Raw genomic sequence first — 22730 nt, 5'->3', positions numbered from 1 at the left:
TAGGGTCGGTCGCATGCGCGCAGTGACGTTGAGCCAGCCCGGTGGCCCTGAGGTGCTCGGCTGGGGTGAGGTGCCCGACCCGGTCTGCGGGCCCAGTGAGGTGCTGGTCGACGTGGCCGCCACCGCGGTGAACCGCGCCGACACGCTGCAACGCCAGGGGCACTACCCGGCCCCGCCGGGCGCCAGCGAGGTGCTGGGCCTGGAGTGCAGCGGGGTGATCAGCGAGGTCGGCGCCGAGGTGACCGGCTGGTCGGTGGGCGACGAGGTGTGCGCGCTGCTCTCCGGCGGCGGGTACGCCGAGCGGGTCGCCGTCCCCGCCGGGCAGCTGCTCCCCCGGCCGGCCGGCGTCGAGCTGGCGACCGCCGCGGCGCTGCCCGAGGTGGTCTGCACCGTCTGGTCCAACGTCTTCATGCTCGCCGGGCTGCGGGCCGGCGACGTCTTCCTGGTGCACGGCGGCTCCAGCGGCATCGGCACGATGGCGATCCAGCTGGCCGCGCGCGCCGGTGCCCGGGTGGCGGCGACGGCCGGCAGCGCGGAGAAGCTGGCCTTCTGCCGCGAGCTGGGCGCCGAGATCCTGGTGAACCACCGCGAGCAGGACTTCGTCGAGGTGGTGCGGGAGGCCACCGACGGACACGGGGCCGACGTCGTCCTGGACATCATCGGGGCCAAGTACCTGGCCCGGAACCTCGACCTGCTCGCCACCGGCGGCCGGCTGGTGGGCATCGGCATGCAGGGCGGCACGAAGGCCGAGATCGACCTCGGCAAGCTGATGCGCAAGCGCGGCTCGGTGCACGCCACGACACTGCGCTCGCGGCCGGCGACCGGGCCCGGCGGCAAGGCCGAGATCGTGGCAGCGGTGCGGCACGACGTGTGGCCCGACGTCGAACGGGGCGTCGTCCGGCCGATCGTGGACCGGCGCCTGCCGATGTCCCGGGCCGGCGAGGCGCACGCCCTGCTGGAGTCCAGCGCCCACATCGGCAAGGTCCTGCTGCTCCCCGGCTGACGAAGGAGCCCGCTGCCCCCAACACTCGCAAGCTCGCGACGGGCCCCTGCACCGGGGCCGTCAGCGCAGGTCGGCGACGGCCTCGATGAGGCGGTCGACCTCCTCGACGGTGTTGTAGTGCATCAGCCCCAGCCGCACCGCACCGCCGGTCTCGTTGACCCCGATCGCGTCGAACAGCTCCCGGGAGTAGAAGTCGCCGTCCCAGGCGCAGACGCCACGCCGGGCGAGCTCGGTGGCCGCCTGGCGGGGCCGCATCCGGTCGACGCTGAACGACAGGGTCGGCGTGGTCCACCCCGGGTCGCCCAGCACCTGCAGGTGGGGCATCGCCCGCAGCGCCGCGTCCAGCCGGGTGAAGAGCTCCTCCTCGTAGCGGCTGACCGCGGCCATCGAGGTGCGCAGCCGCTCCCGCCGGGTGCCGGCGGCCTCGGGGCAGAGCGCCGCCAGGTGGTCCACCGAGGCCGCCACCCCGGCGTAGAGCTCGAACGGCGGGGCGCCCGTCTCGAACCGGTCGGGCACCCGCTCCGACGCGGGCAGCAGCTTGTCCGGCCACAGCTCCTCGAGCAGCCCCGGGTGGGCGACCACCGCGCCGACGTGCGGACCGCACCACTTGTAGGCCGAGAGCGCGAGGAAGTCCGCACCCAGCTCGTCGACGTCCAGCGGGGCGTGCGGTGCGGCGTGCGCGGCGTCGACGAAGACCAGCGCCCCGACCCGGTGCGCCCGCTCGGCGATCGAGGCGACGTGCGGCCGGGTGCCGATCGCGCTGCTGGCCGCGGTGACGGCGACCAGCCGGGTGCGGTCGGTGAGCAGCTCGTCGTACTGCCAGTCCGGCAGCTCCCCGGTCTCGATGTCCACCTCCGCCCACCGCACGCCCAGGCCGATCTCGGCGGCGACCTGCAGCCACGGGCGGATGTTGGCGTCGTGGTCCAGCCGGCTGACCACGATCTCGTCACCGCGGTGCCAGTGCTTGGCCAGCGCCCGGGCCACCGCGTAGGTCAGCGTGGTCATGTTCGGCCCGAGGACCACCCCGGTGGGCACGCCGCCCACCAGGTCGGCCACCGCGGACCGGGCACCGGCGACCAGCTGCTCGGCCCGGGCGGAGGAGGCGAAGACGGCGCCCCGGCCGGCGATCGGCACCCGCATCGCCTGCGAGACGGCGCGCACCACGCTCTCCGGCACCAGCGCGCCCCCGGGCCCGTCGGCGTGCACCAGGCCGTCGGACAACCCGGGGAACAGTCCCCGGATGCGGGCCACGTCCAGCTGGCCCTCCCCCGACGACATGCGGGGAGCGTAGTCAGTCGCCCGGTCGGTGCCGCCCGCGACCGGCACCCCGGCGGTGCCTCGCGGCGCCGGGGGAAGATGGGGGCATGACAGCACCAGGCACCGGTGGACCACACCCCCAGCAGGTCCTCGTCGTGGGGCCGGACGGGCAGCCGGTCGGGGGCATGCACCTGCCCGAGGGCGAGGACGGGGGCATGACCGGGGTCGGCGACCTGGTCGAGCAGCCCGCGAAGGTCATGCGGATCGGCACGATGATCAAGCAGCTGCTCGAGGAGGTCCGGGCGGCGCCCCTGGACGACGCCAGCCGCAACCGGCTGCGCGACATCCACGCCTCCTCGATCCGCGAGCTGGAGCAGGGGCTGGCCCCGGAGCTGCGCGAGGAGCTGGACCGGATCACGCTGCCGTTCACCGAGGGCGAGACCCCCTCGGACGCCGAGCTGCGGATCGCCCAGGCGCAGCTGGTCGGCTGGCTGGAGGGCGTCTTCCACGGCATCCAGACCGCGCTGTTCGCCCAGCAGATGGCCGCCCGGGCCCAGCTGGAGGAGATGCGCCGCAAGGCGCTCCCACCCGGCGCACCGGCCCAGGAGCACCGGCCCGGCGGCGGCCAGTACCTCTAGCCCAGCGGCAGGCCCTTGACGATCCGGGCCGCCGTCCGGCCGGTCCGGCGCCAGTCCTGAGGGCCGGCGTCCGGGCCCGCCGTCGTCGCCGGGCGGTCGGCGGGCAGCTTGCCGTGGTGCACCGCGACCGCCCCTGCGGCGTCGACACCGACACCGACCTCCAGCGGGGAGTCCCGGGCGGCCGCGTGCGCCAGCCCGACGGCGTCCGCAGACCGGGCCGGGACGTCGACGACGTCGGTCGGCACGCCCTCCTCCTCCGCGCCGGCGCAGACCTCGCGCAGCACCGCCGCCGGCGCCGCGGGGGCACGGTGCACGAGCACGGCCGGCCGCTGCGCGGCGTCGGTCACCCGGCCGGGCACGACGATGCGGCCGCGTGCGCCCGGACCAGCCCCGTCGCGACCGCGGTGCGCGGGCCCTGGGTGCCGAGCACATTGCCCGTCCCGCAGACGATGCCGTAGGGCGCGAGCTCGTCGGCGATCAGCTCGGGGATCTCGAAGTCCAGCGCCGAGCCGCCCAGCAGCACGACGAAGTCCAGCGCCCGCAGGTCCGCCCCCGGCGCGACCTGCCGCAGCGCCCGGACGGCGTTCACCACGAACACCCGGCTCTTCGCCGCCCGCCGCACCCGCCGGACGTGGTCCAGGCCGTGCCGGGTCTCGACGGGCACCGGGCCGTCGGGGGTGAGCACCACGACGCGGGCGAACACCTGCGGCGGGAACGGCTGGTCGAAGAACTGCACGGTGCCGTCCTCGTGCCGCAGGTGGAAGAAGCTCTCCACCTTGGCCAGCGGGTGCCACTTCACGCCCTCGGCGACCTCCCGGTCACCCAGGGCCAGCTCGGAGTCGATCAGCTTGGTCACCAGCTCCCCGGCGCCGGCCACGTGGACGGCGGTGCACACCCCGTCCCGGGTCAACAGCGCCGCGTCGGTCGAGCCGCCGCCCAGGTCCAGGACGGCGACCGGCCGGTCGACTCCCGGGGTGGTCAGCGCCCCGCCCACGGCCATCTCCCCCTCGACACCACCGATCTCCGCCCAGGCCCCGAGCTGCTCGGACACCTGGTCGGCGACCAGCTGCATGCGGCTGCGGCTGGTCCGCACCATCGCCGCGAGCGCGACGGCGTTCTCCAGCGCGATCTCACCGGCCAGTCCCCCGCGCACCTCGGCCGGGACGAACGTGTCGACCGCCAGGACGTCGCGGATGGCGATCTCCGCCGGCGGTTGCGCCGACCCGTCGGCGTCGTGCAGCACGTCGGCCATGGTGTCGCGGACCTGGGCGAGCATCCCGCCGACGTGGGTGCCGGGTTCCCCGTGCACGTCGTCGAGCGGCTGCAGCCGGGCGATGGTGGCCATGATCGCCTCGGCCCCGGCGTCGACGTCGATCCGGAGTTCCTTCCCCGCTCCGCGCAGCACCAGCTCACCGACCGGGATCCGCCGGTCGGTGACGTCCCCGGACGGGGTCCGCACCACCACCGCCGAGCGGTTCCCGGTGAGCGCGCGGGCGACCGGGGAGACCGCCCGGGTCTGCTCGGGGTCCAGGCCGAACACCGAGGCCAGCCCGTAGGAGTCCGACAGGGTGCGGATCGTCCGCCCCGGTGCGGCCACCTCGACCGCGGCCAGCATGCCCAGCGGCACCTTCTCGACCGCGCGCACCTCGTCGACGACGGGCACCGGGCGGTCCAGCCGGTTGGTGACCAGCACGGCGTCGTCCCCGGCCAGGACGGCGGCCACCACCGCCACCCCGCGGGCGACGGCGGCGTTCACCACCCGCGCGACGTCGTCGAAGTCCCACTCGGCCGGCACCACGCAGACCACCGGATCGCCCGGGGGCTGCCCTGCCAGGTCGGCGATCGACACGGTGGTGCCCACCGCGAGCCCCTGCCCGCCGGGCGTCGTCGGGTTGTGCCCGATCATCGTGGACTCGGTGATGATCGTCTCGGTGATGGTCTCCATCGCCAGGCCGCTGATCACCGGCGTCGCCTCGTTGAGCAGCACGGTGTGCACCTCGTCGGGCCGCCGTCCGGCCCGGGCGAGGACGTCGCGGACCACCCGGAGCGCGCCGGCGGTGTTGTCCGGGGTGCCCTTGACCCCGGTGGTCCGGGTCAGGCCGGCGCCCAGGTACGTCACCGACCCGTCCGGGGCGACGGCGGCCAGGCACGCCTCGGTCGTCGAGTTGCCGATGTCGACGCCGACGACCAGCCGGGCCGACGACGGGTCGCGGTCGGGCGCCCCCACCTCAGCCCGCGTCGGTCAGCTCGAAGACGGCCTCGACCTCCACCGGGCCACGGCCGGCCTCGATGCACTCGAACTCCTTGAGGTGCAGGAGGGCCGCCTTCGCCTGCCAGCGCGGTCGCGCCATCTGGTCGTTGCGGGTGGGCACCGGCTGGGGCGACTCGCCCTTCGCGTACTGCGCGGCGTTCGAGCCGATCATGCGGAAGACCGCCGGGTCCAGCAGCGGGGACTGCGGGAACAGCTCGAGGTTGCTCAGCCGGGCCAGGTCCTTCTGGTGGATCATCGTCGTCCCGCGGGACAGGATCCCGACGGAGATGCCGGAGCCGGACAGCTTGGCCCCGATGTGCGCGATGGCCGCCAGGTCGGCGGTGTCCCGGACCCGGACCAGCCGGGCGCCCACGCCCTGCTCCTCGATGCCGGCCAACAGCTGGCGCAGCACCTCGGCGTGCGGGACCTCCACGATCGTCTTGGTGAAGTGACCGGCGAAGGCGGGTGACACGGCGATCACCACCTCGTCGGGCCGGGTGCCGCGGACCGCCGGGGACAGCTCGCGGAGGCTGACCGTGCGGTCGGGCGTGGCGGTGGTCATGGTCAGCGCACCTCGCTCTCGGGGTCGGTCGCCGACGTGACGTGCCGGAGCTTCTTCAGCTCGGCCCAGCGTTCGCCCTCCAGGCGGTAGCCGGTGCCGGGGCCGGCGTAGTCGTTCGGGTCGTTGATGGCCGACAGCGGGGTGAAGTCGGCGGTGAGCACCGCAGAGGTCTGCAGCAGGTCACCAGACACGCGCTGGCGCAGCACGGTGAGCAGGTTCTCGGCGACGTCGTGGAAGCCGGCGGACTCCAGGCCCTTGACGATGTCCAGCCCGGTGATGCCCCGGTCCATGACCGCCTGGGCGCCCTTGAGGTCGGCCAGCACGTCCCGGAAGGGGTAGTCGGCGGAGGAGTTGGCGTAGGTGGCCGCCTCGACCTCGTCGTCGGTGACCGCCGGCAGGTCGAGGTAGGCGAACAGCGCCTGGAGGGCGCGCGCGGCCTTGCTCCGGGCCAGCAGGATCTCGTCCTCCCGCACGTGCCGCAGCCCGCCGTCGACCTGGAAGTCGCGCTGGATGGTGTTCCAGTCGTCGTAGTCCTCGGTGTCGAAGTTCGACCCGGCGAACATGTTGTCCGCGTTCGGCACCGCCGAGTAGCCCGAGCAGACGAAGTCGGTGCCGGGCAGCAGCTGCGGCATCATCCGGGCGGTCCGGCGCATCGCCGAGTGGGAGAAGGACTGGTCGTTCCCCGAGGCGCACTCCAGGTCCATCATGCTGGCCACCAGGTTCTCCGCGGCCACCGCGCGCAGCCCGCCGGGGACGGCGCCGGGCACCCCGATGCAGCTGATCGAGCCGTTCTGCAGCCCCTGCACCCCGGCTCCCTTCGCCATCAGGATGCAGCGGATCTCCAGGTAGAGCATCGACTTGCCCTCGGCGTTGCCCATCTGCACCTCGGAGCCGGTGCCGGAGGTGAAGCGCATCTTGATCCCGCGGGAGGCGTAGGCCGAGGCGAGGAACGCCTTGGACCACGGGGTGTCGTCCCCGTCGATGAACACCGACTCCGTGCCGTAGATGGAGATCGTCTCGGCGTAGGCGGTGATGCCGCGCATCCCGAGCTCGAGCTCGGTGGCCTCCTCCAGGGCGCACTGGGTGAGCACGCCGCCGCGGCCGACCTGGGCCCCCACCTGCAGGGCGATGGCCACCAGGGGCGCGTAGCGCAGCACGCCGAGGGTCGTCTCCAGCTCGGCGAAGCCGCGCAGCGCCCCCTCGGCGGCGTCGGCGGCGACCTGCACCGGGTTGTCCCGGGCGCTGGTGGAGTGCGCCTGGTTGGCCGGCGTGCGCCGGGCCCGCATCTTCTGCATCCCCTGCATGATCTCGACGACGTTCATCAGCTTGAGGACGTCGAGGACCTTGGCCGGGGTCAGCCCGCGGGTGACCGCGAGCACGTCGTCCCGGGAGGCGCGGGGGTCGATCAGCATCCGGGCGATCTCGGCCGAGGGGAGGGCGTTGGACTCCTCGGCCGACGCCACGTCGATGGCGTGGTCGGCGATGAAGGTGTCCATGAAGTCGAAGTCGGCGCGCTGCCGGCCGTCCAGCTCGACGATGCGGCCGTCCTCGACCCGCACGCTGGGAGCCGGGTCGAACGCGCTCTCCATCGCGACGAGACCCTTCTCGGGCCACTCCTCGACGAACCCGTCGAGGTTGACCGGGCGGGCTTCCAGGACGTCGGTGCGCAGTGAGTGCCGGGGCTGGTCCGAGGGCCGGGGCTGGGTCGCGGTCATGGGGTGTCCTCTCCGTCTTCGGCGCCGGCCCGGGCCAGCAGGTCCCGGCGCGCGTACACCTCGGCCGCCTCGCGGACCAGGCCCGCGCACACCGGCGCGGACCACGTCGTCTCCAGCCGGTCGGCCAGCGCGGCGAGCCCGGCGGCGGTGGAGGCCCGCGGCCGCAGCGCGTTGTACATGCCGAGCACCTCGGCGTCCGGGATCGCGCACATCTCCGCCGCCCGCCGGAAGTTCATCGCCAGCTGCGGGCGGTTGCTGGCGTCGGCCAGCTGGGCCTGCAGCTCCAGGGTCTCCGGGGCGATCCGCAGGTCCTCGGCCGACAGCTCACCCGACACCACCGCGTCCATCGTCAGCGCGGTGATCGGTTTCCCCGTCGGGGTCCGCAGCAGCTCAGGCCGGTTGACCGACAGCGGGTAGTCCCCGCGGGTCAGTCCGGTGTCCAACGAGGCGCTCATCGGGGCTTCCCTCCCAGTCGGTCCGTGCACCGGGACTGTGACACAGCACACGTTGCCTGTTCGTTGCCTCCACGGCGGGGCTGTACCGGGAGGCCGCTGGGCTGCTTGGCTGTGACGATGACCACATCGCTCTCGCACGCCGATGCCCGCCGGGTCCTGGACGCGGGCCTCGCCCGGGCCGAGGAGATCGGCCAGCCGATGAACGTCGCCGTCGTCGACGACGGCGGCCACCTGCTCGCGTTCGGGCGGATGGACGGCGCCATCAAGGCGAGCATCGACATCTCCACCCGCAAGGCCGTGACCTCGGTGCTGATGGCCGCGCCCACGGCGGCCCTGACCGACCTGGTGCAGCCCGGGGCCGAGCTCTACGGCCTGGAGCAGACCTCCGGCGGGCTGGTCACCTTCGGCGGCGGGATCCCGCTGCGCCGCGACGGCGTGGTGGTGGGCGCGGTCGGGGTGAGCGCGGGTTCGGTGGCCCAGGACGTCGACGTGGCCACCGCTGCGGCGGAGGCCCTGGGCTGAGCTGCCGCGGCAGCCCTGGGCTGAGCTGCGGCAGCGGCCCGGACGCGCCGACGACCCTGCGCCGGTGGTTGCCGGGGGTCCGGGGGTGAGCGATGATCCGCACCGGCGCCAGTGCCGGCGTCGGCGCAGTGAGCCCGCCCGGGGGTGCGATGTCGTGCGATGCAGAGCACCTGGCCGGCGAGGACCCGCGCGCCCGAGCGCGGGCGCTGGCTGAGACCTTCGACGCGGTGCTCGCCCAGGGCACCGCCCGCCGGGCCCCCCGGCCGGTCGTCTCGGCGTCCTGGGCGCGGAGCCTCGCCGCGCACGTCGACCCCGAGCGCCGGACGCCGCCGGTCGTCCACGCGGCCGACGAGCTGGACGACCTGCGGGCCGCCCACCCGATGAACGCCGTCATGCCGCTGCTGCGCAGCGCACTGGTGGGCATCGCCGACGACGCGATGCACCTGGTGCTGGTGACCGACGCGGCCGGCCACGTCCTGTGGCGCGACGGCGACCGGCAGCTCCTGGGCCAGGCCGACCGGGTCGGCCTCTTCCCCGGCACCGACTGGAGCGAGGCCGCGATCGGGACCAACGCGATGGGCACCGCCCTCGCCGTCGGGGCGCCGGTGCAGATCCACTCGGCGGAGCACCTGGTCCGCACGTACCACTCCTGGACCTGCGTCGCGGCTCCGGTCCACGACCCGGACACCGGAGCGATCATCGGCGTCCTCGACGTGAGCGGTCCGCTGCACGCGGTGAACCCCGCCCTGGCCCAGCTGGTCGCGGCCACCGCGCGACTGGCGGAGGACCAGCTGCGGGTGCGGCTGGCGATCGCCGACGAACGCCGGCGGCTCCGGCACCTGCTGCCGCTGAGCCGGTCCGGGCAGGAGACGGCCTTCGTGACCCCCAGCGGCCGGGTGCTGGCCGCCGAGCCCGCCGACCGGTGGCCGGCGCACGTCGAGCTGGGCGACGGCGACCGGGTCGCCCTGCCCGACGGCCGGGAGGCACACGTCGATCGGTTCGAGGACGGCTGCCTGCTCCGGACCGCCGTCCACCGCACCCGGTCGGCACCCCACCCCGTCGAGCACGTGCTGTCGCTGCGGTGCACCGGGACCGGGACGCCCACGGTGACGGTGGACGACCGCGCGATCCCCCTGCCGCTGCGCCTGGCGGAGGTGCTGCTCACCCTCACCCGGCACCCCGACGGGCTCACCGGGGAGCAGCTGGCCCAGCTCCTCTACGGCGACCGCGGCAACCAGACGACGGTGCGCGGGGAGATCCGCCGGCTCCGCACGCTGGTCGGCGCGGACCTGCTGCAGACCCGGCCCTACCGGCTGGTGGCCGAGGTCGGTACGGACGTCGACACCGCGGGCCGGGCGCTGGCGGCCCGGCACGTGCGCGCCGCGCTCAGCGCCTGCCGAGGACCGGTGCTGCCCCGGTCGGAGGCGCCGGAGATCCGGCAGCTGAGCGACGAGCTCACGGCTGGTCTGCGCCGCGCCGTGCTGGCCACCGACGACCCCGAGCTGCTGTACACCTTCAGCACCCACCCCCTGGGCGAGCACGACGGTGCCGTCCACGACCGGCTGGCCGAGCTCCTCCGCCCGGACGACCCGCGAACGGCCGTGGTGGCCGTCCGCCGCGCCCGGCTGCTCGCCGACTGACCGCGGGGTGGTCCGGAGGACCGCAGGTCAGACGGTGAACCGCCGGACGGCGTCCTGGAGCTCGTCGCTCATCCGGGCCAGGTCCGCCGCCGAGCGCTGCGCCTCCGCGACGCCCTCGTTGGTCTGCTGGGTGCCCGCGGCGAGACCGGAGATCGCGGTCGCGATGCTCCGCGAGCTGCCCGCCGCCTCGGCGACGTTGCGGTTCATCTCGTTGGTGGTGGCCGTCTGCTCCTCCACCGCCGCGGCGATGGTGGCCTGGTAGTCGTTGATCTCGCCGATCACCGAGCTGATCTCGCCGATCGCCGAGACCGCCCCGGCGGTGTCGGCCTGGATCGCCTCCACGCGCTGCGAGATGTCCTCGGTCGCCCGCGCGGTCTCCTGCGCCAGCTCCTTGACCTCACTGGCGACCACCGCGAAGCCCTTGCCCGCCTCACCCGCGCGGGCGGCCTCGATCGTGGCGTTGAGCGCCAGCAGGTTGGTCTGCTCGGCGATCCCGTTGATCAGCTTCACCACCGTGGCGATCTCCTGCGAGGAGTCACCCAGCTTGCCGACCGTGCGGGTGGTGTTCTCCGCGACCGCGACGGCCTGCCCGGCCACCCGGGACGCCTCGCTGGCGTTCCGGCTGATCTCCCGGATCGCGGCCTCCATCTGCTGGGAGCCGGTGGCCACGGTGTCGACGCTGGCGGCGACCTCCCCGGCGGAGCTGACGACGACGTCGGCCTGGCCGGTCGCCGCCTGTGCGCTGCGGGCCATGCCGGCGGCGCCGGTGTTCAGCGCCTGCGACGCCACCGCCAGCCGGCCGGCGGAGTCGTCGACCAGCCGGAGCACGCCGCTGAGCGACTCCAGGGTCGAGTCCAGCGAGCGGGCGACCTCGCCGATCTCGGCGCCACCGGTGGCGCCGGCCCGGACGCTCAGGTCGCCGTCGGCGACCTGGTCGAGGACCTCCCGCACACGCTGCACGGGGCCCATCACCGAGCGGACGACGAGCAGGGCCAGCACCACGGAGACGAACAGCCCGATCACGATGATCGCCACCGTGAGGGTGCGCGCGCCGGTGTAGGCGTCCCGCGCCTCCGCTGCGGTGTCCACCGCGTCGGCTGCGGCCGCGTCCGTGGCCTCCACGAGCGCCGCGGAGATGGCCGCCTCGGTGTCGTTCATCTGGGCGATCAGGGCCATGGTCTCCTGCGGGGTGCGGGCCCCCTGGCCGGCCGACAGCTGCTGCAGCAGCTCGAGGTACTGCTGGGACGCCGCGGCGAACTGGTCGTAGCCGACCCGGGCGGCGGCCGACAGCGGCAGCTCACCGGCGGCGGCGGTGTCCTCGGTCAGCGTCGCGAGGTTCTCGGTCGAGGCCTGGGCGAAGGCCGCCCGGGTCTCCGCCGGGAGCGACGCGATGCTGGCCCGGGCGTTGCTCGCGGAGAACTGCCACCACCCGGCTTGCAGCTGACGCAGGGCGTCCAGCGGCACGGCGCCCTCGGAGTACACCTGCTCGGCCTTGTCGCTGAGCACCGACATCCGCTGGATCCCCACCAGACCGACGGTCAGGGTGGTCAGTGCCACCAGCAGGATCGCCAGCAGGAGGCGCCCGCGCAGCCCCACCCGGCCGACGAGTCCGGAGACGCCCGTCCTCGATCCGGTGGCGGTTGCCGGTCCCTGCGCGCTGACGTCCATCTGTCCCTCTTCTGCCCACGGGCGCGCCCGTGCGGCCCACCAGCGATGAGATCGGCAGCCGTAGGGAGTTCTTGACCCGCGTGCCGCGCGACTGCCGTCACGGGGTGGGACGACGACGGCGCCGGCCACCGCGACTGCGGTGACCGGCGCCGCCGGGTCGGGACTGCCTCAGACGGTGAACCGGCTGACGGCGTCCTGCAGCTCGTCGCTCATCCGGGACAGCTCGGCCGCCGACTGCTGGGCCTCCGCGACCCGCTGGTTGGTCTCCGCCGTGCCGGCCGCCAGCCCGGAGATCGCGGTGGCGATGCTCCGCGAGCTGCTCGCCGCCTCGGCGACGTTGCGGTTCATCTCGTTGGTGGTCGCGGTCTGCTCCTCCACCGCCGCGGCGATGGTGGCCTGGAAGTCGTTGATCTGACCGATCACGTTGCTGATCTCGCCGATCGCCTCCACCGCACCGGCGGTGTCACCCTGGATCGCCTCCACCCGACGGGAGATGTCCTCGGTCGCCCGGGCGGTCTCCTGCGCCAGCTCCTTGACCTCACTGGCGACCACCGCGAAGCCCTTGCCCGCCTCACCGGCCCGCGCCGCCTCGATCGTGGCGTTGAGCGCCAGCAGGTTGGTCTGCTCGGCGATCCCGTTGATGAGCTTCACCACCGTGGCGATCTCCTGCGAGGAGTCACCCAGCTTCCCGACCGTCCGCGTCGTGTTCTCCGCGACGTTCACCGCCTGACCGGCCACCCGGCTGGCCTCGCTGGCGTTCTGCGAGATCTCCCGGATCGCCGCCTCCATCTGCTGCGACCCGGTCGACACCGTGTCCACGCTGGAGGCCACCTCACCGGCCGATGCCACCACCACGTCGGCCTGACCCGCAGCGTTGCGCGCGTTGCTGGCCATCGCCTCCGCGCCGGCGTTCAGCTGCAGCGACGCCGCGGCCAGCCGCCCGGCCGAGTCGTTGACCAGGCTGAGCACGCCGCCGAGCGCGTCGAGCGTCTCGTCGAGGGACTCCGCGACCTGACCCAGCTCGGCACCACCGGTCCGGCCGGCGCGCACCCGCAGGTCGCCGCCGGCGACCTGCTCCAGGGTCTCCCGGATCCGCTGGACCGGGCGGGTGACGCTGCGGGCCATCAGGACGGCGAGCGCGAGCGAGACGGCCAGGCCGACCGCGATCCCCAGGACGGTCAGGGTGCGCGCGCCGGCGTAGGCGTCGCGGGCCTCCTGCACGGTGGCCTCGGTGGCGGTGATCTGCGCGTCGCTGGCTGCCGTGAGCGCATCGATGGCGTTGGTCTCGGCCTCGATCAGCGTGGGCAGCACGGACATCGGGTCGCCGCCGGCAGCCCCGATCTCGGCCATCTGCGCGCTGGTGTCGTCGAACAGCGTGATCGCGGCCTGGAAGTCCTGGAACGCGGCCTCGGTGGCCGGGCGGAGGGCCACCTCCTCCAGGTCGGCGCGCAGCCCGTCCAGCGTCTCCCGGATGGTCACCGTCTGCTCCTGCAGCGCCTGCACGATCTCCGGCGAGAGGCCCGCACCCGTGGACCGGGAGATGGTCGCCTGGTACTGCCAGTAGGTGGACCGGAGCAGCAGGATGTCCCGGAGCGGGACGGCGCCCTCCTCGTAGACCACCTCCGCCTGGTGGCTGAGCGCTGCCATCCGCGAGATGCCGAGGCCGCCGACGACGAGGGTCATCAGGGTGACGGTGAGGAAGGCCGCGAGCAGCCTGCCGCGCAGTCCGAGCCGGGCCAGCGGGTTGCGCCCGGGCTCATCTGCCGGGTCAGGAGCATGTGTGGCGGGGGCGTGGTCGTTCATCGCGTCCATGGAGTGCCTCTCGTCGCTCGGGCGCACCGACGCGCCCCTCGCCCATGGGATCGGCACCACGGACGGACGACTCCACCTGAGATCCGGTAACGGAACGGCTCAGTCCGTTGATGGACCGGTCAGGCGCGCAGGGAGGCCAGCAGCATCGCCACGCCCTCGGCGTCGTTCGAGTCGGTCACGTCGGTGGCCGCCGCCAGCACGTCCGGGTGGGCGTGCGCCATCGCCACGGCCCGGCCGCCGCCCTCCCGGACCCAGTCGAAGGCGGCCAGGTCGTTGGGCATGTCGCCGAAGTAGACGACGTCGGCCGCCGTCAGCCCGCGTTCGGCGGTGAGCCGGGCCAGGCCGGTGGCCTTGGTGATCCCGACGGCGGAGATCTCGGCCATCGCATCCGACGAGGAGTTGGTGACCGTGGCGGTGTCCCCCACGATCTCGGCGACCAGGGCGACGAACTCGTCGCGGCCCATCCGCTCGTGCCGGGCGAGCAGCTTGGCCACCGGCTGGGCGACCATCTCGGCCAGGGTGGCCACGGCGACCCCGGGGGCGTCCCGGTCCCAGCGCGGCTGGTAGACGGGCTCGTGCCGGAACTGGTCGCCGTACTCGACCGCGAACCAGGTGTCGGGCTGGTGTTCGCGGAGCCGTCCGGTGATCTGCCGGAGCACCTCCGGCGGCACCGGGTGCTCCTCGAGCACCCGGAACTCCCCGAGGTCCAGCAGCACCGCACCGTTGCAGCAGATCGCGGTGCCGCCGCCGAGGCGGTCCCGCACCCCGAGCATCCAGCGGGGTGGGCGGCCGGTGGCCAGCACCAGCGGCACGCCCTCGTCGGCCCAGCGCCGCAGCTCGGCCAGGGTCGCGTCGCTGATCGTCTCGTCGCTGCGCAGCAGCGTGCCGTCGAGATCGCTCACGATGAGCTTCGGGCGCCAGTCAGACATCTGTCTCCCCCAGTGCGAGCACGGCCTCGAGGTAGCGGGCGACGCCGTCGGCGTCGTGTCCGCTGGTGCGGTCCCCGGCGGCGGCCCGGACGGCGGGGTGGGCGTTCGCGACGGCGACCGCCCGGCCCCCGGCCGCGCTGACCGCCTCGATCATCGGCAGGTCGTTGGGCATGTCGCCGAAGACCAGCACGTCGCCGAATCCGACGCCCACCTGGTCCAGGACGACGGCCAGCCCGGTGGCCTTGGTGACCCCCGGCGGCAGCACCTCGATGAACCCCAGGCCGGCGTGGGTGAGCTCGGCGACCGCCGGGTCGACGACCGAGCGGGCCAGCGCGACCAGCTCGTCCTCGCCCAGCCGGGAGGAGCGCAGGAAGACCTTGAGCACCGCACCGACCGGCAGCACCTGGTGCCGGGGCAGCAGGTGCGCCGGTTCGGGGTAGGGCCAGTCGAAGCCGTGCTGGACGCGCAGCGGGCGCAGCGCCTCGGCCTGCTCGGCCGCGTCCTCCACCGCCACGATCAGCTCGCCGGCCACCTCCTCGATCGCGGCGATGACCTCGGTGGCGACGTCGCGGGGCATGCCGACGGTGCGGAGCACCTCGTCCGCGGCGCCGTCCCGGCCGAACCGGACGACGTACCCACCCTGCGCCAGGACGGCGATGCCCTGGCCGCCCAGCGCGGCGCGGACGCTCTCCAGCAGGCGCGGGCCGCGGCCGGTGGCACCGACGACCGGGAGGCCCGCGCCCCGGCAGGCGGCGATGGCCGCGGCGGTGCGGGGGCTGACCTCCCCGGCCGAGCCGAGCAGCGTGCCGTCCAGGTCGCTGACCACCAGTTTCGGCCGCCAGGCGCCGAGCCGGGCGCCCAGGTCGCCCAGGTCGACGACCTCGGCCGCGTGGACGGCCGCGGCCGGGGCGGTCAGGCCGCCCCCGGCCGGCTGGTGGACGGTCATGCGGGGAGGCCGGGCGCCGCGACGGCGGTCAGGGACATGCCCGGGGTGAGCACCTCGTGGCCGCCCAGCCAGGGGCGCAGCGCCGCGGGCACGTGCACCGAGCCGTCGGCCCGCTGGTGCACCTCGAGCAGGCAGGCGATGGTGCGGGCGATCGCGCAGAGCGTGCCGTTCAGCGTGGCCACCGGCTGCGGCTTCCCGTCGGCGTCCCGGCTGCGGATGGCCAGCCGCCGGGACTGGAAGGTGGTGCAGTCCGAGGTGCTGGTCAGCTCGCGGTAGGCGCCCTGGCTGGGGAACCACGCCTCGATGTCGAACTTGCGGGCGGCGCTGGTGCCCAGGTCGCCGGCGGCGATGTCGACCACCCGGTAGGGCAGCTCGAGGAGCTGGAGGAACTCCTCCTCCCACTGCAGCAGCCGGCGGTGCTCGGCCTCGGCCTCCTCGGGGGCGCAGAAGCTGAACATCTCGACCTTGTCGAACCAGTGCACCCGGATGATGCCGCGGGTGTCCTTGCCGTAGGAGCCAGCCTCGCGGCGGAAGCAGGAGGACCAGCCGGCGTAGCGGCGCGGCCCAGCGGAGAGGTCGAGCACCTCACGCGCGTGCATGCCGGCCAGTGCGACCTCCGAGGTGCCGACCAGGTACAGGTCGTCGCGCTCGACCCGGTAGATCTCCTCGTCGTGCTCGCCGGTGAAGCCGGTGCCCTCCATGGCCTCGGGCTTGACCAGGGCCGGGGCGATCACCGGGATGAACCCGGCGGCCACCGCCCGGGTGATCGCCAGCTGGGCGAGGGCGAACTCCAGCAGCGCGCCGGGGCCGGTCAGGAAGTAGAAGCGGGCGCCGGAGACCTTCGCGCCCCGCTCCATGTCGATGGCGCCGAGGGCCTCGCCGATCTGCAGGTGGTCGCGCACCTCGAAGTCGTAGGCGGGCAGCTCGCCGACGGTCCGGATCTCCACGGCGTCGTCCTCGCCGCCCGGGGGCACGTCGGGGTGGACGACGTTGGGGATCCGCAGGTGCAGCGCGTGCAGCGCCGCGTCGGCGGTGCGCTCGGCCTCCTCGGCCTGCTTCACCTGCGCGGCCAGCGCCTTCGCCCGCTCCAGGACGGCGGGACGCTCCTCCGGGCTCGCCTTCCTGACCGCCTGGGAGGCCGCCTTCTGCTCCCCGCGCAGGTCGTCGGCGGCCTTGACCGCGGCCCGGCGCTCGGCGTCGGCGGCCAGGAGCGCGTCGACCAGCGACTCGTCGGCACCCCGGGCACGCTGACTGGCGCGGACGAGGTCGGGGTTCTCGCGGACGAGGCGCAGGTCGATCACCGCCTGATCGTAGGTGCCGTGGCCGCCGCGACCCCGCCCCTCCAGGCACAGGAGGCTCTCCGCCCGGTTTCGGCTGTGAAACCGGGTGCAAAGCCTCCTGTGCCTTGCGCGCTCGGGGTCACTGCGGGGCGTCCAGGAGGGTCCGCACCGCCGACCGCACCCGGGTGCTCTCCTCCTCCAGGGTCGACAGCAGGTCCCCGTGCGCCGGGGACAGGTCGCTGCCCAGGTCCTCCAGGCGCTGGCACAGCTCGGCGAGCCGGAGCGCGCCGAGCGCCGCGCTGCTGCCCTTCAGGCGGTGGGCCAGCCGGTCCATGGACCCCTCGTCGTCCGCCATCTGCGCCGGACCCCCGGCCGCGGCCAGGAGCGCGGCGACCGTGGACTCCAGGCTCGCCACGTACTGCCCGTAGAGGTGCCGGAACCCGTCGTCGCCGAGGTCGCGGAGCTCCTCGACCGTCTCCGCGTCCAGCGGCGACGGCTCGCCGGGAGCGGCCGGCTGCGCGACCGGCACGGCGCGCACCGACGTGCTGCCGCCGGTGGCGTAGGGGGTCAGTGCCTGCTCGAGGACGGCGAGCCGCACCGGCTTGGTGAGGAACAGGTCGGCGCCGGCCGCGAGGAAGGCCGCCCGGTCGCTGGCCAGCACGCTCGCGGTGACCGCCATGATCACCGGCTGCGGCCCCGGCAGGGCGCGGATGGCCGCGGTGGCGTCCACCCCGCCCATGACCGGCATCTGAGCGTCCATCAGCACGACGTCGTAGGCACCCTCCAGCACGGCCGCCACCGCCTGCTCACCGTTCTCGACGTGGTCGCAGTCGTGGCCGAGCTGGTCCAGGTAGAGGCTCATCAGCCGGGCGTTGACCGCGTGGTCCTCGGCCACCAGCACCCGCAGCCTGCCGGTCGTCCCGGAGGAGGCCGACCGGACGGACGCCGCACGCGCGGGGTCGGCCGCGCCGGTCGGCGCTGCCGTCAGGGCCGTGCAGAGGGTGTTCAGCAGGCGGTCGGGGCGGACCGGCTTGTGCAGCCGGGCAGCGAACTCGGCGAGCTCGTCGGCGTGGACGCCGGCAGAGCTGCTGAGCAGGACGAGCGGGAGCGTCGCCGTCTCCGCCCGCCCGTGCACGGCTGCGGCGAGCGCGATGCCGTCCATCCCCGGCATGTGCAGGTCGAGCACGGCGAGGTCGAACGGGTCACCGTCGGCCAGCTCACGGAGCGCCTCGGCACCGCCTGCGGCCAGCACGCAGTGCGCCCCGTACTGGGCCAGCTGGTGGTCCAGGATCCGCAGGTTGGTGGGGTTGTCGTCGACGACCAGCACGCGGCGGCCGGCCAGGTTCGCCGCGCACGGCGGTTGCTGGTCCGCGAGGGCGCCCAGCCGGACGCGCACGGTGAACGTGGAGCCGCGCCGGGGCTCGCTGGTGACGTCGATGTCCCCGTCCATCGCGCGGGCGATGCGCTGACTGATCGCCAGCCCCAGGCCGGTGCCGCCGTAGGAGCGGGTGGTGGAGGTGTCGACCTGGCTGAAGGACCGGAAGAGCCGGTGGCGCTGGTCGGCGGGGATGCCGATGCCCGTGTCGGAGACCGAGATCGCGCAGGTCACCTCGTCACCGCGGCCGGTGGGCGTCGCGGTGACGCCGATGAGCACCTGGCCGGAGGTGGTGAACTTCAGCGCGTTCCCGACCAGGTTCATCACCACCTGCCGCAGCCGCGGCCCGTCCCCGGCGAACCGCCACGACCGGTCGGCCGGGACGTCCACGAGCAGGTCCAGCCCCTTCCCGGCGGCCTGCGGGGCGAGCAGCTGGGCCACGTCGTAGACCAGGTCGTGCAGGTCGAACGGCGCGGTCTCCAGGTCGAGCTCGCCGGCCTCGATCTTGGAGAAGTCGAGGATGTCGTTGATCAGCGTCAGGAGGCTGTCGCCACTGCCGGCGATCGTCTCCAGGTGCCCGCGCTGCTCCGGGGTCAGGCCCGTGGTCAGCAGCAGGTCGGTCAGCCCCAGGACGGCGTTGAGCGGCGTCCGGATCTCGTGGCTCATGGTGGCCAGGAAGGCCGTCTTGGCCTGGCCGGCCCGCTCGGCCTGGTCGCGGGCGTCCGTCAGCTCACGCTCCCGCTCGGCCACCAGGGCGTTGCGGTCCTCGAGCGCCTGGCCCAGGGCGTTCACGTCCTGGGTGATCTCGCGGAACTCGGTCGGACCGCTCTCGGTCGCCCGCCGGCCGACGTCGCCGTCGGCCAGCGCGGCCAGCGTGTCCCGGACCTCCCGGGTGGGCGGCAGGAGCTCCTCGGCCAGTCGACGGTTCGCTCGCCGGACGGCGACCGCCACGGCACCGGCGACCACCAGCCCGAGTGCGGCACCGCCGAGCAGCACGTCGCGCTGCAGGCTGATCGCCTCGTCCCGGCGGTGCTCGACGGTGGCCCGCACGTCCGCCTGGACCTCCCGGTAGGCGTCGAACAACCGCTTGTCCCGGCTGAGCAGGTCGCTGAGCCCGGCGATGTCGGCCATCCCCGGGGGGCTGGCCAGCATCGGGGTGACCCAGGTGTCGGTCCAGCGGGCCTCGGTGGCCTGCAGGCCGGCCAGCTCCTCCCGCAGCCCGTCGTCCTCCGCGGCCAGGCCGGCGAGCTCGGCGTCCAGTTCCGCCAGGTCGGCGACGCCCTGGTAGTACGGCTGCAGGAACCGGTCCTCCCGGGTGACCAGGTAGCCGCGGAGGCCGGTCTCCTGGTTGATCATCGCGCTGTGGCTGTCCTGCAGGGCGTTGAGCACCGCGTTGGCCCGGTCGACCCGGCCGCCGAGCACCACCACGGAGAGCACGGCGAGGCCCAGGGTCGTCAGCGCGACCGTGGTCAGCGCGGCCAGCCCGACCAGCAGCGGGCGCCGCAGCAGCACGCGCAGGGGTCGGCCCGGGGACGTCGGAGGGTGCTGCTCGGCGGTCACCCTCCTGAGATCGACCGGCGGCGTCCGTTCCTTGAGGCGGGCGGTGGGGCTTCAGCCGGTCGGCCGACCTGCCGATGGAGCGACGCACCCTCCCCTGCTGATCGGAGCCCCATGACCCACGTCCTGGTCGTCGACGACGACCCCGTCATCGCCGACCTCGTGGCCTTCCGGCTGAGCCGGCTCGGCCTGCGCATCACCGTCGAGACCGACGGCGAGGCGGGCCTGGCCGCGATCCGGGAGCTCCGCCCGGACCTGGTCGTGCTCGACTGGATGATGCCGCGGATGAACGGGCTGGAGGTCTGCCGGGCCGTCCGCGAGGACCCGGACCCCGCCCTGGCCGGCACCCCGGTCCTGCTGCTGACCGCCAAGGCGCAGGAGCCCGACCTGGAGCGCGGTTTCGCCGCCGGCGCCACCGACTTCGTCACCAAGCCGTTCAGCACCCGTGAGCTGGTCAGCCGGGTCACCGCCGCCCTGCCGGCGGGCAGCGTCCCGGTGTGACCACCGTCGCCGGCGTCGCCCTGGCGCTGGGCGTGGTGCTGGCCGGGCTGGTCGTCGTGCTCCTGCTCGCCGTCGGGCTCCAGCACCGGCAGCGGACCCGCACCCAGGCCCGCGACGCGCGGCGCCGGGCCGAGCTGATGCCCACCGTGCACGCGCTGCTGGACGACGACGGGGACGACCCGGCGCCCGGCCCGCACGTCACCTCCGCCCCCGCCCTCCTCGACGAGCTCGTGCTCGACCTGCTGCCGCAGCTGCGCGGCAGCGACCGGCGCGCCCTGCAGCGGGTGCTGGCCGCCCGCGGGGTCGTCGACCGCGCCGCCGCCGACCTCACCGCACGCGCCGCGTGGCGGCGGGGACGGGCCGCGACGCTCCTGGGCTCGGCCGCCGCCACCGACCACACCCCGGCCCTCGCGGCGTGCCTGACCGACCGGTCGGCCGACGTCCGCAGCGCCGCTGCCCGCGCCCTCGGCAAGGCCGGTGACCCGGCGTCGGTGACCCCGCTGCTGGTCTCCCTGGCCGGTCCCCGGGCCCTGCCGGTCGGCGTCGTCGGCATGGCCCTGCTGGACCTCGGCACCCCCGTCCTGCCCGCGCTGCGCACCGCCCTCACCGAGGGCAGCGCACCCGCCCGGGCGCTGGCCGCCGAGGTGCTGGGCGTGCACGGCGACCCCCTCGCCACGCCCGGCCTGCTGGCCCTGCTCCGGGACCGCTGGCAGCCCACGGAGGTGCGGCGGGCGGCCGCCGCTGCGCTGGGCCGGATCGGCTCCCCGCAGGCCACCGCAGAGCTCACCCAGCTGCTCGCGACCGGCCCGGTGCCCGCGCTGCAGCGCGTCGCCGCCGAGGCCCTCGGCCGGATCGGCGACCCCGCCGGGACCACCCCGCTCGTCTCCGGGCTGCACGCCACCGACCCCGGCGTGCGCGCGGCCTGCGCCGACGCGCTGGCCGCCATCGGCGACGAGGGCCGCGGCCGGCTCCGCGTGCTGGCCGTCGGCACCAGCCCGGCGGGCCGGGCCGCGCTGGCCGCGCTCGACGCGGTCGCGACCGCACGGCAGTGGCGCCGGCCGGTGACGTCCCGATGAGAGAGCTGGCCACCGACGTCGTCCTGGCCCTGAACTGGACGGTCTTCGGCTACGTCGTCGTCCTCGACCTCACGATGCTGCTGCTCGTGCTCGCTGGTGCCCGGCGGGTGGCGGCCGGTCGCCGCTGGAAGGGCGCCGAGGGACACGACGAGATCTTCGCCAGCCCGCTGACCCCGGCCGTCTCCGTGCTGGTGCCCGCGCACGACGAGGAGGCCGGCGTCCTGGACACCCTCGCCGCCGCGCTCGGCCAGCGATACCCCGCCCTGGAGGTGGTGCTGGTCGACGACGGCTCGACCGACCGGACCTTCCAGCTGGTGGCCGACCGGTACGCCCTCCGTGAGGTGGTCCCCCACCCGACGGCGGCGCTGCGGGTGGACGGCGAGGTCCTCTCCGTGCACCGCGCCACCACCGGCGACCCGCTGACGGTGATCCGCAAGACCAGCGTCGGGCGGCGGTCCGACGCCGTCAACGCCGCCCTCAACCTGGCCCGGCACCCGCTGGTGTGCATGGTCGACGGCGATTCCCTGCTCGAGTCCGACGCCCTGCTCCGGGTGGCCCGGCCGTTCGTGGAGGACCCGGGCCAGGTCGTCGCCACCGGTGGCGTGATCCGGACCGCCAACGGGGCGCTCACCGACCGGGGCACCGTGCTCGAGCCGCGGCTGTCGCGGAACTGGCTGGTGCGGATCCAGGCCGTGGAGTACCTGCGCTCGTTCCTGCTGGGGCGCACCGGCTGGGCCGACGCCAACGCGCTGCTGATCATCTCCGGGGCCTTCGGGCTGTTCCGGCGTGACCTGCTCATCGAGATCGGCGGCCTGGACCCGCGGTCGCTGGCCGAGGACGCCGAGCTGGTCGTCACCCTGCAGGAGAAGCTCCGCCGCGAGCGCCGTCCGCACCGCGTCGTCTTCGTGCCGGAGCCGGTCTGCTGGACCGAGGTGCCCGAGACGTGGCAGGTGCTGGGCCGGCAGCGCACGCGCTGGGCGCACGGCCTGGGGCAGCTGCTGTGGAAGCACCGCCGGATGATGGGCAACCCCCGCTACGGCGTCGTGGGGACGGTCGCGCTGCCGTTCTTCCTGCTCTTCGAGCTGCTCGGCCCGGTGGTCGAGGTCGTGGGGCTGGCCTCGGTGGCCCTGTCGGCGGGCCTGGGCCTGCTCGACCCGGGCACGGCGCTGCTGATGGTCGGCCTGGCGCTGGCGCTGGGGACACTGCTGTCGACGACCACGATCGCGGTCGAGGAGTTCACCTTCCACCGCTACCGCCGGGGCCGGGACGTGCTCGCCCTGCTGGCCGCCGGGGTGCTGGAGAACGTGGGCTACCGCCAGGTGCACGCCTGGTTCCGGCTGCGCGGCCTGGTCGCCGCCCTCACCCGCCGGGCACCGGTGTGGACGGCGATGCCCCGGGTCGGCTTCGCCGGCGGGACTCCCCTTCCGGACGCACCTGTCTCCGGTGACCAGCTCGTCGCCGTCCGGACCTGACGCGGTGACCCACCGGACAGCCGGCGGCGCTGATCCGGACGAGTCCGTCGTCAGCACGTGCATGCCCGCTC

At 74.6% G+C, this 22730-nt stretch carries 19 protein-coding genes; 7 read left to right on the top strand and 12 right to left on the bottom strand.

Translation table 11 applies throughout. The features are described 5' to 3' along the window. The first annotated feature begins 13 nt into the window (after positions 1–13). Positions 14–1003 (top strand): NAD(P)H-quinone oxidoreductase, encoded by a 990-nt coding sequence (locus O2W20_RS11345; protein ID WP_269172517.1) that lies wholly within the window; start codon positions 14–16, stop codon positions 1001–1003. A 60-nt stretch (positions 1004–1063) separates the two neighbouring features. Here O2W20_RS11345 and O2W20_RS11340 read toward each other — a convergent pair whose 3' ends face one another. Next, a complete protein-coding gene (locus O2W20_RS11340) occupies positions 1064–2281 on the bottom strand; it encodes a cysteine desulfurase-like protein (protein WP_269172518.1) in 1218 nt (405 codons plus the stop codon). A gap of 86 nt (positions 2282–2367) precedes the next feature. On the opposite strand from O2W20_RS11340, the gene O2W20_RS11335 reads away from it, so the two are divergent. After that, on the top strand, positions 2368–2898 hold the full coding sequence (locus tag O2W20_RS11335) for a bacterial proteasome activator family protein (RefSeq protein ID WP_269172519.1): 531 nt from the start codon (positions 2368–2370) through the stop codon (positions 2896–2898). Here O2W20_RS11335 and O2W20_RS11330 read toward each other — a convergent pair. From O2W20_RS11330 to O2W20_RS11310, 5 genes are read right to left on the bottom strand one after another with little or no spacing between them, the layout of a single operon-like run. Continuing rightward, positions 2895–3245, bottom strand: a complete 351-nt coding sequence (locus tag O2W20_RS11330) for a glycerol dehydratase reactivase beta/small subunit family protein (RefSeq protein ID WP_269172520.1) — start codon at positions 3243–3245, stop codon at positions 2895–2897. The genes O2W20_RS11335 and O2W20_RS11330 overlap by 4 nt on opposite strands. Beyond that, positions 3242–5125: a diol dehydratase reactivase subunit alpha gene (locus O2W20_RS11325; RefSeq protein ID WP_269172521.1), complete on the bottom strand. Its 1884-nt coding sequence runs from the start codon at positions 5123–5125 to the stop codon at positions 3242–3244. The genes O2W20_RS11330 and O2W20_RS11325 overlap by 4 nt, the downstream gene beginning before the upstream one ends. A gap of 1 nt (position 5126) precedes the next feature. Then, positions 5127–5711, bottom strand: a complete 585-nt coding sequence (locus O2W20_RS11320; protein ID WP_269172522.1) for a propanediol/glycerol family dehydratase medium subunit — start codon at positions 5709–5711, stop codon at positions 5127–5129. A 2-nt stretch (positions 5712–5713) separates the two neighbouring features. After that, entirely contained in the window at positions 5714–7426 is a 1713-nt protein-coding gene (locus O2W20_RS11315) for a propanediol/glycerol family dehydratase large subunit (protein ID WP_269172523.1), read from the bottom strand. Then, on the bottom strand, positions 7423–7881 hold the full coding sequence (locus O2W20_RS11310; RefSeq protein WP_269159401.1) for a diol dehydratase small subunit: 459 nt from the start codon (positions 7879–7881) through the stop codon (positions 7423–7425). The genes O2W20_RS11315 and O2W20_RS11310 overlap by 4 nt, the downstream gene beginning before the upstream one ends. A 117-nt stretch (positions 7882–7998) precedes the next feature. Between O2W20_RS11310 and O2W20_RS11305 the strand changes: the two genes are divergently transcribed. Beyond that, a complete protein-coding gene (locus tag O2W20_RS11305; RefSeq protein WP_269172524.1) occupies positions 7999–8403 on the top strand; it encodes a GlcG/HbpS family heme-binding protein in 405 nt (134 codons plus the stop codon). Between the two features lie 92 nt (positions 8404–8495). Beyond that, positions 8496–10043, top strand: a complete 1548-nt coding sequence (locus O2W20_RS11300) for a helix-turn-helix domain-containing protein (RefSeq protein ID WP_269172525.1) — start codon at positions 8496–8498, stop codon at positions 10041–10043. Between the two features lie 27 nt (positions 10044–10070). On the opposite strand, the gene O2W20_RS11295 is transcribed toward O2W20_RS11300, so the two are convergent. The 6 genes from O2W20_RS11295 to O2W20_RS11270 form a co-directional block, all read right to left on the bottom strand. Beyond that, a complete protein-coding gene (locus tag O2W20_RS11295; RefSeq protein WP_269172526.1) occupies positions 10071–11711 on the bottom strand; it encodes a methyl-accepting chemotaxis protein in 1641 nt (546 codons plus the stop codon). 168 nt (positions 11712–11879) lie between these two features. Further along, positions 11880–13523, bottom strand: a complete 1644-nt coding sequence (locus O2W20_RS11290; RefSeq protein WP_269172527.1) for a methyl-accepting chemotaxis protein — start codon at positions 13521–13523, stop codon at positions 11880–11882. A 119-nt stretch (positions 13524–13642) separates the two neighbouring features. After that, positions 13643–14452 (bottom strand): HAD family hydrolase, encoded by an 810-nt coding sequence (locus tag O2W20_RS11285; protein ID WP_269172528.1) that lies wholly within the window; start codon positions 14450–14452, stop codon positions 13643–13645. After that, a complete protein-coding gene (locus tag O2W20_RS11280; protein ID WP_269172529.1) occupies positions 14445–15398 on the bottom strand; it encodes an HAD family hydrolase in 954 nt (317 codons plus the stop codon). Before O2W20_RS11280 ends, O2W20_RS11285 begins: the two co-directional genes overlap by 8 nt. After that, positions 15395–16699, bottom strand: a complete 1305-nt coding sequence (gene serS, locus O2W20_RS11275; protein ID WP_269172530.1) for a serine--tRNA ligase — start codon at positions 16697–16699, stop codon at positions 15395–15397. The genes O2W20_RS11280 and serS overlap by 4 nt, the downstream gene beginning before the upstream one ends. A 118-nt stretch (positions 16700–16817) precedes the next feature. After that, a complete protein-coding gene (locus tag O2W20_RS11270; protein WP_269172531.1) occupies positions 16818–19565 on the bottom strand; it encodes a hybrid sensor histidine kinase/response regulator in 2748 nt (915 codons plus the stop codon). A gap of 159 nt (positions 19566–19724) precedes the next feature. Between O2W20_RS11270 and O2W20_RS11265 the strand changes: the two genes are divergently transcribed. From O2W20_RS11265 to O2W20_RS11255, 3 genes are read left to right on the top strand one after another with little or no spacing between them, the layout of a single operon-like run. Further along, complete coding sequence (locus tag O2W20_RS11265; protein WP_269172532.1) at positions 19725–20111, top strand: response regulator transcription factor; 387 nt, start codon at positions 19725–19727, stop codon at positions 20109–20111. Beyond that, positions 20108–21187: a HEAT repeat domain-containing protein gene (locus tag O2W20_RS11260; protein WP_269172533.1), complete on the top strand. Its 1080-nt coding sequence runs from the start codon at positions 20108–20110 to the stop codon at positions 21185–21187. Before O2W20_RS11265 ends, O2W20_RS11260 begins: the two co-directional genes overlap by 4 nt. Then, on the top strand, positions 21184–22659 hold the full coding sequence (locus O2W20_RS11255; protein ID WP_269172534.1) for a glycosyltransferase family 2 protein: 1476 nt from the start codon (positions 21184–21186) through the stop codon (positions 22657–22659). Before O2W20_RS11260 ends, O2W20_RS11255 begins: the two co-directional genes overlap by 4 nt. The last annotated feature ends 71 nt before the right edge of the window (positions 22660–22730 follow it).

Origin of the sequence: Modestobacter sp. VKM Ac-2982, assembly GCF_026967935.1 — a bacterium.
Lineage (GTDB): Bacteria > Actinomycetota > Actinomycetes > Mycobacteriales > Geodermatophilaceae > Modestobacter.
This window is presented reverse-complemented; position numbering and strand designations above follow the sequence as displayed.

Bases quoted from the DNA above. Each gene is read 5' to 3' on its own strand.
- O2W20_RS11340 (WP_269172518.1), bottom strand. From the start codon at position 2,281: ATGTCGTCGGGGGAGGGCCAGCTGGACGTGGCCCGCATCCGGGGACTG.
- O2W20_RS11335 (WP_269172519.1), top strand. From the start codon at position 2,368: ATGACAGCACCAGGCACCGGTGGACCACACCCCCAGCAGGTCCTCGTC.
- O2W20_RS11315 (WP_269172523.1), bottom strand. From the start codon at position 7,426: ATGACCGCGACCCAGCCCCGGCCCTCGGACCAGCCCCGGCACTCACTG.
- O2W20_RS11345 (WP_269172517.1), top strand. From the start codon at position 14: ATGCGCGCAGTGACGTTGAGCCAGCCCGGTGGCCCTGAGGTGCTCGGC.
- O2W20_RS11320 (WP_269172522.1), bottom strand. From the start codon at position 5,711: ATGACCACCGCCACGCCCGACCGCACGGTCAGCCTCCGCGAGCTGTCC.
- O2W20_RS11280 (WP_269172529.1), bottom strand. From the start codon at position 15,398: ATGACCGTCCACCAGCCGGCCGGGGGCGGCCTGACCGCCCCGGCCGCG.
- O2W20_RS11300 (WP_269172525.1), top strand. From the start codon at position 8,496: ATGATCCGCACCGGCGCCAGTGCCGGCGTCGGCGCAGTGAGCCCGCCC.
- O2W20_RS11310 (WP_269159401.1), bottom strand. From the start codon at position 7,881: ATGAGCGCCTCGTTGGACACCGGACTGACCCGCGGGGACTACCCGCTG.
- O2W20_RS11265 (WP_269172532.1), top strand. From the start codon at position 19,725: ATGACCCACGTCCTGGTCGTCGACGACGACCCCGTCATCGCCGACCTC.
- O2W20_RS11295 (WP_269172526.1), bottom strand. From the start codon at position 11,711: ATGGACGTCAGCGCGCAGGGACCGGCAACCGCCACCGGATCGAGGACG.
- O2W20_RS11290 (WP_269172527.1), bottom strand. From the start codon at position 13,523: ATGGACGCGATGAACGACCACGCCCCCGCCACACATGCTCCTGACCCG.
- O2W20_RS11285 (WP_269172528.1), bottom strand. From the start codon at position 14,452: ATGTCTGACTGGCGCCCGAAGCTCATCGTGAGCGATCTCGACGGCACG.
- O2W20_RS11305 (WP_269172524.1), top strand. From the start codon at position 7,999: ATGACCACATCGCTCTCGCACGCCGATGCCCGCCGGGTCCTGGACGCG.
- O2W20_RS11255 (WP_269172534.1), top strand. From the start codon at position 21,184: ATGAGAGAGCTGGCCACCGACGTCGTCCTGGCCCTGAACTGGACGGTC.